The organism is Undibacterium sp. Tian12W (assembly GCF_049339405.1).
GTDB lineage: Bacteria > Pseudomonadota > Gammaproteobacteria > Burkholderiales > Burkholderiaceae_D > Undibacterium.
In genome coordinates this window covers 152,891-166,238 of record NZ_JBMPPK010000012.1, presented here as the reverse complement: position 1 = coordinate 166,238, position 13,348 = coordinate 152,891, and the positions used below count along the sequence as shown (strand labels likewise).

At 51.1% G+C, this 13,348-nt stretch carries 14 protein-coding genes; 6 read left to right on the top strand and 8 right to left on the bottom strand.

Translation table 11 applies throughout. From position 1 onward, the window contains the following. Positions 1–90: 90 nt before the first annotated feature. Positions 91–882: a sulfite exporter TauE/SafE family protein gene (locus ACO0LI_RS16790; protein WP_422951678.1), complete on the bottom strand. Its 792-nt coding sequence runs from the start codon at positions 880–882 to the stop codon at positions 91–93. 203 nt (positions 883–1,085) lie between these two features. Here ACO0LI_RS16790 and ACO0LI_RS16785 point away from each other — a divergent pair, with 203 nt between their 5' ends. From ACO0LI_RS16785 to ACO0LI_RS16765, 5 genes are all read left to right on the top strand, one after another. Beyond that, on the top strand, positions 1,086–1,961 hold the full coding sequence (locus ACO0LI_RS16785) for an alpha/beta hydrolase (RefSeq protein ID WP_422951679.1): 876 nt from the start codon (positions 1,086–1,088) through the stop codon (positions 1,959–1,961). A gap of 244 nt (positions 1,962–2,205) precedes the next feature. Further along, a complete protein-coding gene (locus ACO0LI_RS16780; protein ID WP_423033885.1) occupies positions 2,206–3,363 on the top strand; it encodes an iron-containing alcohol dehydrogenase in 1,158 nt (385 codons plus the stop codon). A gap of 121 nt (positions 3,364–3,484) precedes the next feature. Then, entirely contained in the window at positions 3,485–4,264 is a 780-nt protein-coding gene (locus tag ACO0LI_RS16775; RefSeq protein WP_423033883.1) for a helix-turn-helix domain-containing protein, read from the top strand. Between the two features lie 115 nt (positions 4,265–4,379). Next, a complete protein-coding gene (locus ACO0LI_RS16770; protein ID WP_423033881.1) occupies positions 4,380–5,081 on the top strand; it encodes an alpha/beta fold hydrolase in 702 nt (233 codons plus the stop codon). 95 nt (positions 5,082–5,176) lie between these two features. Continuing rightward, the gene (locus tag ACO0LI_RS16765) at positions 5,177–6,142 is read left to right on the top strand and encodes a HEAT repeat domain-containing protein (RefSeq protein WP_422951683.1); all 966 of its coding nucleotides are present in this window, start codon (positions 5,177–5,179) and stop codon (positions 6,140–6,142) included. 77 nt (positions 6,143–6,219) lie between these two features. Here the strand turns inward: ACO0LI_RS16765 and ACO0LI_RS16760 are convergent, their stop codons facing one another. The 5 genes from ACO0LI_RS16760 to ACO0LI_RS16740 all read right to left on the bottom strand — a co-directional run bounded on the left by ACO0LI_RS16760 (position 6,220) and on the right by ACO0LI_RS16740 (position 10,354). Beyond that, positions 6,220–6,639, bottom strand: a complete 420-nt coding sequence (locus ACO0LI_RS16760; RefSeq protein WP_422951684.1) for a DUF4279 domain-containing protein — start codon at positions 6,637–6,639, stop codon at positions 6,220–6,222. Positions 6,640–6,804: 165 nt separating this feature from the next. Then, positions 6,805–8,133 carry a hypothetical protein gene (locus ACO0LI_RS16755; RefSeq protein WP_423033879.1) on the bottom strand — a complete coding sequence of 443 codons (1,329 nt, stop codon included), beginning with the start codon at positions 8,131–8,133 and terminating at the stop codon, positions 6,805–6,807. 45 nt (positions 8,134–8,178) lie between these two features. Further along, complete coding sequence (locus ACO0LI_RS16750) at positions 8,179–8,484, bottom strand: transcriptional regulator (RefSeq protein ID WP_423033877.1); 306 nt, start codon at positions 8,482–8,484, stop codon at positions 8,179–8,181. Further along, positions 8,481–9,182 (bottom strand): hypothetical protein, encoded by a 702-nt coding sequence (locus ACO0LI_RS16745; protein WP_423033875.1) that lies wholly within the window; start codon positions 9,180–9,182, stop codon positions 8,481–8,483. Before ACO0LI_RS16745 ends, ACO0LI_RS16750 begins: the two co-directional genes overlap by 4 nt. Positions 9,183–9,448: 266 nt before the next feature. After that, positions 9,449–10,354 carry a LysR family transcriptional regulator gene (locus ACO0LI_RS16740; RefSeq protein ID WP_423033873.1) on the bottom strand — a complete coding sequence of 302 codons (906 nt, stop codon included), beginning with the start codon at positions 10,352–10,354 and terminating at the stop codon, positions 9,449–9,451. Positions 10,355–10,521: 167 nt separating this feature from the next. Here ACO0LI_RS16740 and ACO0LI_RS16735 point away from each other — a divergent pair, with 167 nt between their 5' ends. Then, the gene (locus ACO0LI_RS16735; RefSeq protein WP_422951689.1) at positions 10,522–11,280 is read left to right on the top strand and encodes an SDR family NAD(P)-dependent oxidoreductase; all 759 of its coding nucleotides are present in this window, start codon (positions 10,522–10,524) and stop codon (positions 11,278–11,280) included. 75 nt (positions 11,281–11,355) lie between these two features. Here the strand turns inward: ACO0LI_RS16735 and ACO0LI_RS16730 are convergent, their stop codons facing one another. Both ACO0LI_RS16730 and ACO0LI_RS16725 read right to left on the bottom strand, forming a co-directional pair. After that, positions 11,356–12,336, bottom strand: a complete 981-nt coding sequence (locus ACO0LI_RS16730; RefSeq protein ID WP_422951690.1) for a branched-chain amino acid ABC transporter permease — start codon at positions 12,334–12,336, stop codon at positions 11,356–11,358. 11 nt (positions 12,337–12,347) lie between these two features. Further along, positions 12,348–13,232, bottom strand: coding sequence for a branched-chain amino acid ABC transporter permease (locus ACO0LI_RS16725; RefSeq protein ID WP_422951691.1), 885 nt, complete (start codon positions 13,230–13,232; stop codon positions 12,348–12,350). Positions 13,233–13,348 lie beyond the last annotated feature (116 nt).

The window sequence follows — 13,348 nt, the reverse complement described above, 5'->3', positions numbered from 1 at the left end:
CTATGTTTCACGTGAAACATGCGCATCTGGGCATAAAAAATGGGACCGAAGTCCCATTATTACAGCCTGATTGTTTCACGTGAAACACTGTTATTTGATGAAGGCATCATAGGTAGTCTTGAAGATAAGCGCGATAACTACCACCAGGAATATCTTGCGAACAAATGTAGCGCCATGTTTTATTGCTAAATGACTACCTAAAATAGAACCACCGACACCGCATACAGCCATGGCTAAACCGAGCATCCAAAGAACATGCCCGCTGTATCCAAACCAAATCAGAGCTGCCGCATTACATGCAACGTTGAGAACTTTAGCCACAGCAGTTGCTCTGTCGAATTTATAACCAAAGAAGCGGACGAATATAAACATCAAAAAGCTACCTGTGCCCGGCCCAAAAAAACCATCATAAAAGCCAATTCCGGCACCAACCAGCATAGCCATATAAACTTCCTTTGACCCTGAAAACACCGGATTACTATCCGCTCCAAATTCCTTTTTCTTAAACGTATAGACAGCTACGCCTAGTAAGATAAAGGGTAAGGCCTTGCGCAAATAGGTTGGCGGTATGTGGGTGACCAGGAAAGCCCCGGCAAATGAAAACAGGAAAGCCATCAAGGCAGCGGGCGCAACCATGGCCCAACGCAATCTGACATTCCTCATATAGCGCGTCGCAGCCACCGTCGTCCCCCAGATACCTGCCATCTTATTGGTGCCCAGCAAGGTGGCAGGAGCCGTCCCTGGCATAAAAGAAAACAAGGCGGGAACCTGTATCAAGCCACCGCCACCGACGATGGAATCAACAAAACCAGCAAAGAAGGCCGCCAGGGCTAAAAGAAAAATATCCATATTGAGCGCGTTTGATTGGTAATGGGAGGCCATCATGTTGCCTCAAGAAAATACCTCAAGCAGCAAACATGGCACAGATAACTTATACAGAAGCAAGCTGTGGGCAACAAGGTACAGGCCGTGCCATAACAGTTGCAGCACGGCTTTTCCGGTTTGACTGGCAGAGATAAATCAGACAAGATGCAAATCCGGTGTAATCAATCTGTCGCTATTTGTCTTTCACAAGGATCAACGCAATGAAGATTTCCCTTTCTCTGGTGTTTGCAGCAAGTATCTTGTTCAGTAACAGCAGCAAGGCGCAAGCTGAAATCGAGATCCCCTTATGGCAAAACGGCGCGCCCGGTCTGCAACATCAGCAGGCAGAGGCGGCAGAAGACCGGCATGAAACTGGCCGCCTCGACCGCTACCTCAGCTATGTCAGCAAACCTACGCTGACCATTTATCCGGCCCCAGCGGACAAGGCAACTGGCACAGCAGTGCTGGTCGTACCAGGCGGTGGCTTCCGTTATGTCTGCATAGACAAGGAAGGCATAGAAGCCGCGCACTGGCTGAATGCCCAGGGCATCACCGCCGCCGTACTCAAATACCGCACCCTCGCACTGGATACCGAGCGTAACTGGAAAGCCATACAGCCCCTGACAGCAGACACCAGCCGCGCCATGCGCGTACTACGACAACATGCAGCAGACTGGAAAATCGACAGCAAGAAGATAGGCGTACTCGGTTTCTCTGCTGGCGGTGTCATGGCCCTGCAACTGTTGATGGATCAGGATGAAGGCAACTCAGGCGCTGCCGATGCCGCAGAAAAATTGGGCAACCGCGCAGACTTTATCGCCCTGGTATATACCGGTGTGCCCGGTGGAAAAATCCCAAAGGCAAGCAAGAACACCCCGCCCGTATTCATAGTCCATGCCTCGGACGATCCCAAAGCCCCACCAGTAGTCGCCGCAAAAATCTATCAGCAATTACTGGAAGGCGGTGCCCAGGCAGAACTGCATGCCTTCCGTCGTGGCGACCATGGCTTTGGCATGACACCTGCCAGCGGCAGCGTGCGCAACTGGACCAGCCTGTATGCCGACTGGATGCGCGACCTGAAGCTGTTGGACAAATAACATTGCTCGCAAAGTCCTTAAGGCCAGCATGTGCTAAGGTAGATATCCCTACAACGAGCTAAGAACCTGTTTACGATCTGTAGCGAGCGAGCGTCAGCGGGGTCATGGTAACAAAACGCAGCGCAAAAAGCGGAATGTACTCTAGTACATGAGCATTTTGAGCAGCACATGAGCCCCCGCATTAATTCCTGTTGCGCTCGCGCAGTAAGATCGAAAACAGGTTCTAAATGAAAATGAGATAAAGATGAATGACTTTGAATTCAGAACCGTCCCCAGCCTGATCAGCCAAACCGGTGCAGCCACGCGCCTGGGCAAAATCATACGCCAGGAATTTCCAGCGATTAGCCATGTACTGCTGGTGACCGATGCTGGTTTCCTGCGTACCGGCCTGGTCCAGCCTGTCATTGACAGCCTGGAAACGGAACAACTCAAAGTCAGTATTTTCTCCGATGTGATTGCCGACCCACCAGAAGCCATCGTCTTGCAGGCAGTAGCCAATGCCCGTGACCTGCAAGTCGAACTGGTGGTTGGTCTCGGTGGCGGCAGCTCCATGGACGTTGCCAAACTCATCGCCATCCTGGCGGGCAGTGATCAAAGCCTGGCGACCATGTATGGCATAGGTAATGTCAAAGGCAAACGCCTGCCACTGATACAAATCCCGACCACGGCAGGTACAGGTTCTGAAGTCACCCCTATCTCCATCGTCACCACCGGAGCGACCACCAAGATGGGCGTGGTCGCGCCACAACTGTACGCCGACATCGCCATCCTCGATGCGCAACTGACTACCGGCTTGCCAGCCAAGGTCACTGCTGCCACTGGCATAGATGCCATGGTGCATGCGATAGAAGCGTATACGACCAAGCATAAAAAGAACCCGCTGTCCGACATGCTGGCGGTACAAGCCTTGAAGTTGCTATGGAACAATATCGACGAAGCCTGCACCAATGGCAATAACCTGGCGGCAAGGCAGGCCATGTTGCTGGGTGCCATGCTGGCCGGGCAGTCTTTTGCCAATGCCCCCTGCGCGGCAGTGCATGCACTGGCCTATCCGGTAGGCGGCATCTTCCATGTACCGCATGGTTTGTCGAATTCCTTGGTCTTGCCACACGTGCTGCGCTTCAATGCCAGCCACGCGGCTGAACTGTATGCAGAGTTGGCCGCCATCATCGCGCCAGAAGCCACAGGCACGGCAGAGCAGCGTTGCCACGCCATGATCAAGGCCATGGAAGACCTGGCAATGCGGGTAGGCATAGAAACCCGCCTGAGCCAGGTAGGCATCACCGAGAAAGACCTGGACCAGCTCGCCAGCGACGCCATGTTGCAAACACGTCTGCTGGGGAATAATCCACGTGAAGTGACGAAGGAAGATGCCAGGGCAATTTACGCAGCAGCTTTGTAAGTAACAAGGATAAGTTAAGGATGGCGCATGGAGCAGTTGCCATGCGCCGTCTTGCAAGCCTTGGCACCACATCTCCCCAGCATCACGCACCTCCTGAGTAGTCTGAAGGACGATTCCAGACATGGTGAACTTTGCGCATGAAGTCTCTGGCAATTCGATACTGCCCATCATCATGGCTTGTGCGGCAACCCGCAATGCCGATGACTTCAGCCGCATTGCCCAGGGGATTTTGCGCGAAGTCTTGCCGCATGAAATGATGGTCTGCGGTATCGGTGGCGTCAGCCCCCAGGGTAACTATGTACATAAGCTGCTGCAGTTCAATTGTCCAATAGAGACTTACCAATACTATCAATCCCTGCTAGACAGCAAAGGCCGGGCCAATAGCCCTCTGATGCAAAAATGGCGTGAAACCCAGGAACCGGTTTTCTTCCAGGCCGGGCGTGATGACCATGCCGTTCCTGCTGACTGGCTGGCTTCATTCAGGAAGCAGAAAATGCATAATACCGTCGCCCACGGCATGCTGGACCTGAGCGGGCATTTCTCCAGTTATTTCATCTTCACAAATTTACCTTTTGAAGTCAGCCATCAACACGCATATCTGCTGAGCCTGTTGACACCTCATCTGCACCTGGCACTTGCCCATGCCCTGACAAACGTAGAAGAATTTCCCGTCAAGCCCGGCATCAGTAACAAGACCCTTAGTGAGCGGCAAAGAGAAATTCTGCACTGGCTGCATGAAGGCAAAACCAATTGGGAAATCGCCACCATACTCGAACTTACCGAAGTCAACGTCAAATACCACATCGACCAGATCTTCGCCAAACTCGATGTACGCAGCCGCGTGCATGCTGTCGCCAAAGCCTATGAACTGGGCTTGCTGTTACCAAGCCATAAAAACTGAACACCCCTGCCACTATCTGAACAGATAGTGGTGCTCCTGCGGTCTTGCTCCTACCCTGTTTTTTCCCGCGTACCAAAGCGCTGGACTACATAAAAACATTACTGGAGACAACACCATGCAACATCGCACACTCGCCCGGGTGCTCATTGCCATGAGCCTCAGCTTTATCGCCTGCGCCAGCCAGGCTGCCTGCCTCGACAATGTGGTACTGGTACACGGCAATGCCGGTTCACCGTCGGACTGGAATGCCACGGTCAGCACCCTCAAAAGCCAGGGTTATACCGATGCCCAGTTGTACCGCCCCAACTGGGGTTCCAAAACCAATCCTGCCATCAATGATCATGGCGCGGCCAACACTAATCCGGTCAAAGCTTCCATGCAGGCCGCCAGGGCAGCATCCTGCACCGGCAGGATCGACGTCATCGGCCATTCCATGGGTGTGACGCTGGCGATGAAAGCCATCAATGAGCTGGCCTACTCTACGTCTGTGAATTCCTTCATCGGTATCGCCGGTGCGCAGCATGGGCTGGAGTCATGCGGCGTTTATCCCTTCAATGTATTTACCCCAACCTGCGGCAGCAATGGCCTGTCCATAGACAGCCCGCTGATACTCTCAGTCAAGAACAAGCGTTATGGCAGCAAGATGTATTCGATCAAAAGTTATATCGATGAAGTGGTCTGTTACGGCAGTTGCTATGTGTATGGTTCGCACACCAGCAATATCGATGACCAGAACGCGACATATGACTTTGCCCTCGGCCATTTTGGTTTGAAGGACTATACGACGAATACCCAGGCCAGCCTGGTATTCCAGTGATTAGCATCCTTGAATGAAACGCATGACTCTTGCTCATTGACTCACGGCCATACAACGCCGCCCGTCAATGAGCGGGCCTTACCCGGATTAAGATCGTGAAAAAATTTCTGCCCCTGCTTGCCCTGCCCCTGCTGGTTTTACTGGCCATCGTATTCATGTCACCCGGCCAGGACACTGCGGATGGATCAAACGTAGCACGTGTAGCCCATGCAAAACCTGTCAGCAATAGCCTGGCCCAGTTCATCAGCCTGTGGAGCAATGCAGGTAACCCTGGCACTGAGACAACAGATACTTTCGACCAGCTATGGGCACGCCTGATCTCGCCTGCGGACCAAAACAGCGCAGGTGACGACACCCAGGATCAGTTAAGAAAACTCATGCAAGAGCAGCCCTACTATCTGAAACGTATCATCAGCTTGTACCAGAAAGAAGCCTCACCCCAGATCAGAGAAATCATCAGGAACCTGCTGTCCGGCATACGCAGCCCCGAAGTATTTGCCCTGTCCAGGCAACTCGCCAGCAGCACTGAGAGTGAGCAAAGAATCGCAGGCCTGATCATGCTGCGCGACCTGGATATCTACCCACAAGAAGAGCGTCATTTGATACGCCTGTCACTCAATAATGAACAGCAGCCCGCCGTCATCCTGCAGGCATTGGCCGCCCTGAAGCCACCACCCCCACCTACGCTCACGCCACCAATGCCGGATACACCTGTAAATCGTATTGATGCCCAAACCACGAAAGACATCATCAGCCAGTTGCAAAGCCTGACGCACAACGCTGACGCAGCCGTCAGAAGCCAAAGCGTATTGCAACTGGCGCAATGGGATAAAAACGACAGCAGCCTCAATTACTTTTCTGCCGCATTGAACGATCCGGTAGCCAGTGTGCGCCAGACCGCCATCTTCGCTCTTGCTCAGTCAGGTACAAGTGCAGATGCTGTGAAACAGTTATTGGACAAACTTATCAGCAATGCTGGTGAAACTGCACAGCTTAAAGCCAGCGCACAACAAGTCATGGACGCGCTGAAAGCAGACAGAGAGAAAATCCCAGGTGCTTAAAACCACGCAGATTAAGCTTCATTGCGATTAAAAACTGTGCCTGATGCTCTACAGTTTCCGCATTGAAGCCAGCAGTATCAGGGATAGACATCATGTACAAAACTCAGGCCCAATCCGGCACAGCGCAGCATCCATTGTGGGCTCAGTTCCAGCGCATAATTACGCTTGCCAAAAGAACTGGCTTTCAAATGCAAACGTGCCCCCTGTTCTCTCAGCATCAGTAAAAATTGCGTATGCGGCGTCAGCTCATCGAATACCTCTGCCACAGCATCTTCCAGCATGTCATCTGTGGAAAAATATTCACCACGCTCAAATGGATCAGCAATCCAATAGCTTTCCCGATAAACGCCCTCCAATAATCGGCCTTTAGGTGTCTGACGCTGCGTACCAAACATGTTGGCATGCTCAGGTTTCATACCCAGGCGCTTAGTGATAAATGAGGGGTCAATGTTGGGATGCCAGATTTGTAGAGAAAGAAAATAGGAATAATTTTGCAATACAAGCTCTCTTTGAAAATGTCTAAAACTCTCATCATTATTACAAAAAAAACGACGAAAAATTCAGAAGTAACAGAACAGCGCAAAACTCAGGCCTGAACCTATACTCAACAGAAAAAAATAGCGTAGATGCGCGGTTCTTTATCGACAGATCAGCGATAAAAATTATGCCTCTTCATCACCGGTGTGAACACGAAAGTGCATATTCACCCAAAGACCCGTCAACAGCATCAAGAATGCAAGAGCGATAACCACGGCCCCTTTGCCAATTTCCTTGTGAGGTAATAAAGGGCCTACGGCTTGATAAAGGGCATAGCACGCAGCGCCAGAGACCAGGCCTATTGCCAGCAGGCTGCGTGTTCTATAGCTGATCAACAACAGACAGATTGCCAGCACACCAAACTTCCAGGAATACCAGGCTGGCAAATCCGGCATAGGCGCGCCATCACCGTTCCAGCCCGACAGACAAGTTGCGGCAAACATCAGCAGACTCGCTGCTACACCAAGATTGCCATCGCTACGATGCCATGCCTGCAATCCCATCGCCACAGATAGCAGTATCAGCGCATACGTCAATACTACAGGAGTGAAAAAACTGTTCATCAACATCAGGATGGCAAATTTCCAGATGTCGCTGGCTGATGTACGGGTCAACACGCACAGCAAAAAGTAAGCAGAGAATTGACCGAACACCGCTTGCACGCGTATCGAAGGTTCAGCCACAAAAAACAAGAAAGCCCAGACATGATAAAAGTAAAAACCGATGAATATCCTGAAGGCTGCCTTGATACAACTATCTGCCAGCCTGGCCTGATCCTCATTCATTGCCCACCCAGATCTGAGGGATGGACGACGCAGTTCTAACGCCAGCACGATCAAGGTTCCCAGCCAGGCCGCAACTTGCAAACCGACAGCATGATTGCTATCCACGCGGGAAAGAAAGGCAATCAATAAAGGAATGCAGGCCGCCGTCAGCAGTACGGATACATAATGATAAGCCCTGATATCCAGGCGCATGGCAACGGCTATCAGGCGCAATTTCAGGGCCAGCATCAGCAACCACAACACATCAATCGCCATACCAAACCACGACTGCATCGCCAGTCCTTCCAACCTGAAAGTGCAGTCGAACAGCAATACACATTCAAGCAGACATAGCATAGCCGCAGGACGAATGGCTCCCAGCCTGTGCGCCAGGAATATGGCAGCTGCCAGCAAGCTCAACTCATACAATTGCAGAACCAGCAGCAAAGCAACGGCAGTGAAAGACCCTGACAATATTGTCATGGTCGCCAGGTTACGGTCGATCAGAAATATTCCATACAACATGCAAAAAGCACTGATGAAATACAAGGGGTTGTACTCGACAAAAAAATACTTGAGCCAGGATCTGGCATCGTTTTTTTGTAACCCGCTCAAATCGGGTATCAGGCCAAAATGTCCGGCTGGCCTGACAGACCTGGTTTCGGTGTCCGTCGCGATTGTGGTATCCATATCAGCCTTCAAAGAAAGTCACGGCATTCCCGGTTTTAATGCGTTTCAGCGTACCTGCTTGAGCAATGATTCAATGGTGTTCAGGTAAGTCTGCAAATCCTGTCGCCCGGTGCTCGTGCAGGCATACGTCGTTCTTGGCTTGCGATCGATAAATTCCTTGTTGACACTGATCAGCGTGGCTTCTTCCAGCTTGCGCAAATGGGTAGATAAATTTCCTTTGGTGAGCTCCAGTGCAGCCAGCAGGCTAGTGAAGTCAACTGGCCCGCCAGCGATGGACAAGTGCACCATGATCATCAGACGCACGCGGTCAGATAGTAAGGGATGCACTCTTTGCAAATCCTTAGTGCTCATGATGCCGCCTGGTGCCCCGCCAGCATTTGACTGCGATAACGCAAAACCAGTCTGCCTGCAGACAAACCTGCCACGATGCTGAATGTCAGCAGTGGTACCAATAAGGCAGGCGAGCCAACAAAGAATTGATAAGTCCCCAGGCCAAGGCACAATACGCCCAAGCTGACTGCTGCTTTTGAAGGCAGCGTAAACAAGCGTGCCTGGAACAAATAATCTGCAGTAAAAGCCAGCAAGACTGGTGCTATCCACAGCGCCTTGCCAGCCAGTATCAACAAAGCCAGGCAGATGAATTTCATCAACAGGTCAGAGACCAGCGACAATTGGTACATATAGCGAAAATTGCGCCTGATGTAGCTCCCGAGTTCTTCGCCGTTATGTCTGGCAGCCCGCCAGATAACAAAGTACAAAACCAGCACCAGGCCAGCCACAATAAATCCCATTAATCCTATGCCCACGAGCATTAATTCAGGATTTTTACTGCCGCTGCTAATTGTCTCCGTCATTGAACCCGCAGTGAACAACTCCAGCAAACTAAGAGCAAGCACAATAAAAAATACCCCAAGCTGCACGAGCAGATTGGCATCCAGTGTAATGCCGGACAATTTCGCATCAGTTGTATCAGCATCTGCTTGCCGTATCACCTGCCGTATCAAGGCAATACTATTGATTGCCTGTTGAATATCATCATCTTTGCCCATATCAATCCTTTATTGAAAACTAGTTTGCAATACAAACCAAAGAATAGCCGAATAAAAAAATATGTCAAGAACATAAGTTCAAATGACAATTACCGGCAATCTATAAGGGAAAATTGCACCAGCCACCGACAAGCCTGATACACAAGCTTGAGCTGATCTTCAGAAGTAAGAACTTATTACCACTGCCCTCATGAGATAAAAATGAGAGTGGCCAAAATTATTTTTCTGCTGCACTGCTGGCATTGATTTTATGAGCAATCAGCTTTTCAATTTGTCAGACTCGAAAAATGCATTACCAGCCAGTCAATGAATACCCGTAATCGATTACTGAGATGCCGGTTAGGTGGATACACCACGAAGAAAGGATAAGGAGCTGGTTGCCATTCGTCGAGTATGCTGACCAGACTGCCATTGTTAATATGCTCCTGGGCAGCGTAAGCAAATGTCTGGATAATCCCAAGACCAGCCAAACCGGCAGCAAGATGAGCGTTGCTTTCATTCACACCCAACTGACGCTTGCCATTAACTTCTATTTTCTCGCCTGGTTGCGAAAAACTCATACTGAGCGCGCGATTGCTATGTGCAGATAAATAGCTGGCCACCAGATGATTTTTATTGATATCCAGAGGGTGCAAGGGTATTCCGTACTTGTCCAGATAAGCCGGTGAAGCACAGGTAACCCAGGATGCCTGACCTATTTTGCGTGCAATGAATGACTGGTCAGTAATAAGGCCGCCGCGAATAACACAATCAACATTGTCTCCCACCATATCGACATGCCTGTCACTGACACCCAGGTCTATGTGTATGTCCGGGTAGCGCACAAAAAATCCGAGCAGGGCTGGAATTATGACCATACTCGCCAGCGAGCCACCGATATCAATACGCAAATTACCGCGTGGCCGGGTTTGCGCGGCACTGAAACTCATATCGATATCTTCCAGCTCATTCAACAAGCGCAAGGTCTTTTCATAATAGGCCTGGCCATCAGCGGTGACTGACACCCTGCGCGTGGTCCTTTGCAGCAACTTCACCTGTACATGCGCCTCCAGTGCCTGTATCAATTTAGTCAGCGTCGCCTTGGGCATGTTTAAAGAATCTGCCGCCCTGGTAAATGTTCCGGCTTCTACCACACGGGCAAAAGCCCTGATCGCCAGTAATTGATGTTCCATATGTCCCCCTATACCTGACCAGTCATTATTCACATACAGAAATAATGTATTCTATTTTAGCTACTTTATTCAATAATATTCTGGCAGTAAAGTGAACACATCGTCGATTCCGGCGTGGGCAGCCAAAACGGGGCACCCGACATTCATTTACTTACAGGAGAAATATCATGAGCAAAAAACTTGAAGGAAAATTCGCCTTGATCACTGGCGGCACCAGCGGTATTGGACTGGCCACAGCGCAGGAATTTGCCGCCCAAGGCGCAACCGTCTTTATCACGGGCCGCCGCCAGCCAGAATTGCACCAGGCCGTCGATCTGATCGCTGCAAATGCCGGCACAGTAATAGGCATACAAGCTGACGTTGCCAGCCAGACTGACCTTGACCACATGTATGCCACAATCAAGGCCAGGACAGACCACCTGGACATCGTATTTGCAAACGCTGGTGGCGGTGACATGATGCCTTTGGCTGAGGTAACTGAAGAACATTTTGACCGTATTTTTAACAGCAACGTAAAAGGCTTGTTGTTCACGATACAAAAAGCCTTGCCTTTGTTAAAAGATGGCAGCTCCATCATCCTGACATCGTCCACAACCTCAGTGAAAGGCACTGAAAACTTCAGCGTGTATAGCGCCAGTAAAGCTGCTGTTCGCAATTTTGCTCGCAGTTGGTTACTGGACCTGAAGCCACGTAAAATCCGCGTCAATGCCATCAGCCCTGGCCCGGTGCATACACCTGGCCTGGCAGGACTGGTACCTGAGGAACATCAGCAAGGTTTGCTGAATCACCTCGCCAGTCTGGTACCGATAGAGCGACTGGGACAGCCATCCGAAATCGCCAAGGCTGTCACTTTTCTGGCTTCGGATGACAGCAGTTTCATCAATGGCATAGAGTTATTTGTCGATGGTGGCGTGGCGCAAATCTGAGCAAATACCAGCATCAACCAACATAAAAAAACCCCGCATCAAGCGGGGTTCAGTCATTCCAGGCAGTAGCAGAAATCAGCCCGCTCTGGCCTTGCCGTTACGCTCAACATACGCCATCAATTCACCGACAATACCGCGCCTGAAAGCCAGTACGCAGACGATGAAGATCAGCCCAGTCACGATAGTGACTGAGTCACCTATGGTACGGAACCATTCTATCGTGGTGATGTTCGCCAGCAGGTTGCCAAGGTCGCCAAGTTTGTTTTCCAGTGCGATGATGATGATGGCACCAACTATCGGGCCCACCAGCGTGCCCAGACCGCCCACCAGGGTCATCAGGACCACCAGACCAGACATGGACCAGTGTACGTCTGTCAGCGTCTCAAAACCCAGTACCAGGGTTTTGGTGGCACCTGCCAGGCCGGCCAGTGCAGCCGACAGGACGAAGGCCATGAGTTTGTAGCGATCTACGTCATAACCGAGTGAGATCGCGCGTGGTTCGTTTTCTTTCACGGCTTTCAAGACCTGGCCGAACGGTGAATGCACGGTGCGCATGACGATGGCAAATCCGGCAATTGCCACTACCAGCACAAAGTAATACAGCGTCAGGTCAGAACTCAGATCGACCATGCCAAGCAATTTGCCGCGTGGCACGCCTTGCAGGCCGTCTTCTCCACCGGTGAACTTGGCCTGCAGGAAAACGAAGTAGAGCATTTGCGCCAGCGCCAGCGTAATCATCGTGAAGTAAATACCCTGGCGGCGTATCGCCAGTGCGCCCATCACCAGGCCTATCAGAGCTGCTGCCCCTACTCCCAGCAAGATGCCCAGCTCAGTCGGCAAACCGGCATCGCGCAAGGCCCAGCCTGCGATATAACCGGCGGCGCCAAAGAAGGCTGCATGGCCAAAGGACAGCAAACCGGTGAAACCGATGAGCAAATTAAAGGCACAGGCAAACAGGGCGAAGCACAAGAGCTTCATCAGGAACACCGGATAGATAATAAACGGTGCCGCCAGTAACAGGGCAAAAGCAATGCCGTAACTGATTTTCTTATTCATGGTGGCTCCGTTTATTTTTCTTTACCGAACAAACCGGCAGGGCGGATCATCAGGACAATCGCCATGACGATGAACACGACAGTCGCCGACAGCTCAGGATAAAACACCCGTGTCAGGCCTTCGATAATACCCAGGCCCAGACCTGTCAAAATCGAACCCAGAATGGAACCCATACCCCCAATCACCACTACCGCAAACACCGTGATAATCAGGTTGGAACCCATCAGCGGCGACACCTGTATCACCGGTGCTGCCAGCACGCCGGCAAAAGCAGCGAGAGCCACACCAAAGCCATAAGTCAGCGTGACCATCAGCGGCACATTGACACCAAAGGCTTCGACCAGTTTGGGGTTTTCAGTACCGGCACGCAGGTAAGCACCGAGCTTGGTTTTTTCGATGACAAACCAGGTCGCAAAGCAAACTACCAGCGAAGCAACCACCACCCAGGCACGGTAATTCGGCAGTATCATGAAGCCCAGATTGGTCGCCCCCGTCAACGCTTCCGGCACCTGATAAGGCTGGCCGGATACACCGTAGATAGAACGGAACACACCTTCCAGCATCAGCGTAATACCAAAGGTCAGCAACAGGCCATACAGATGATCGAGCTTGTATAGCCAGCGCAGCATGGTCTTTTCTATGACGATGCCAAACAGCCCCACCAGCAAAGGCGCAAGCAGCAACATGGCCCAGTAATTAATGCCAAAATAATTCATGCCCATCCACGCAAGGAAGGCACCCATCATATACAGGGCGCCATGGGCAAAATTAATCACATTCAGCAAGCCAAAAATCACAGCCAGTCCGAGAGACAGCATCGCGTAAAACGAGCCGTTGACCAAGCCCAGCAAAAGCTGGCTCAGCATCGCTTGCAGCGGAATACCAAATATTTCCATGGCACGCTAAATAAAAATGGATGGAAAGGCGAAGACCTCTCAACACAGAGGCACGGAGACACAGAGAAAATCAGGAGAAAAGCCGCATTTTTCTGGCTGATCAGTAAACAATTTTT

Bases quoted from the DNA above. Each gene is read 5' to 3' on its own strand.
- ACO0LI_RS16790 (WP_422951678.1), bottom strand. From the start codon at position 882: ATGGCCTCCCATTACCAATCAAACGCGCTCAATATGGATATTTTTCTT.
- ACO0LI_RS16785 (WP_422951679.1), top strand. From the start codon at position 1,086: ATGAAGATTTCCCTTTCTCTGGTGTTTGCAGCAAGTATCTTGTTCAGT.
- ACO0LI_RS16740 (WP_423033873.1), bottom strand. From the start codon at position 10,354: ATGGAACATCAATTACTGGCGATCAGGGCTTTTGCCCGTGTGGTAGAA.
- ACO0LI_RS16735 (WP_422951689.1), top strand. From the start codon at position 10,522: ATGAGCAAAAAACTTGAAGGAAAATTCGCCTTGATCACTGGCGGCACC.
- ACO0LI_RS16755 (WP_423033879.1), bottom strand. From the start codon at position 8,133: ATGGATACCACAATCGCGACGGACACCGAAACCAGGTCTGTCAGGCCA.
- ACO0LI_RS16725 (WP_422951691.1), bottom strand. From the start codon at position 13,232: ATGGAAATATTTGGTATTCCGCTGCAAGCGATGCTGAGCCAGCTTTTG.
- ACO0LI_RS16745 (WP_423033875.1), bottom strand. From the start codon at position 9,182: ATGGGCAAAGATGATGATATTCAACAGGCAATCAATAGTATTGCCTTG.
- ACO0LI_RS16780 (WP_423033885.1), top strand. From the start codon at position 2,206: ATGAATGACTTTGAATTCAGAACCGTCCCCAGCCTGATCAGCCAAACC.
- ACO0LI_RS16730 (WP_422951690.1), bottom strand. From the start codon at position 12,336: ATGAATAAGAAAATCAGTTACGGCATTGCTTTTGCCCTGTTACTGGCG.
- ACO0LI_RS16770 (WP_423033881.1), top strand. From the start codon at position 4,380: ATGCAACATCGCACACTCGCCCGGGTGCTCATTGCCATGAGCCTCAGC.
- ACO0LI_RS16750 (WP_423033877.1), bottom strand. From the start codon at position 8,484: ATGAGCACTAAGGATTTGCAAAGAGTGCATCCCTTACTATCTGACCGC.
- ACO0LI_RS16775 (WP_423033883.1), top strand. From the start codon at position 3,485: ATGGTGAACTTTGCGCATGAAGTCTCTGGCAATTCGATACTGCCCATC.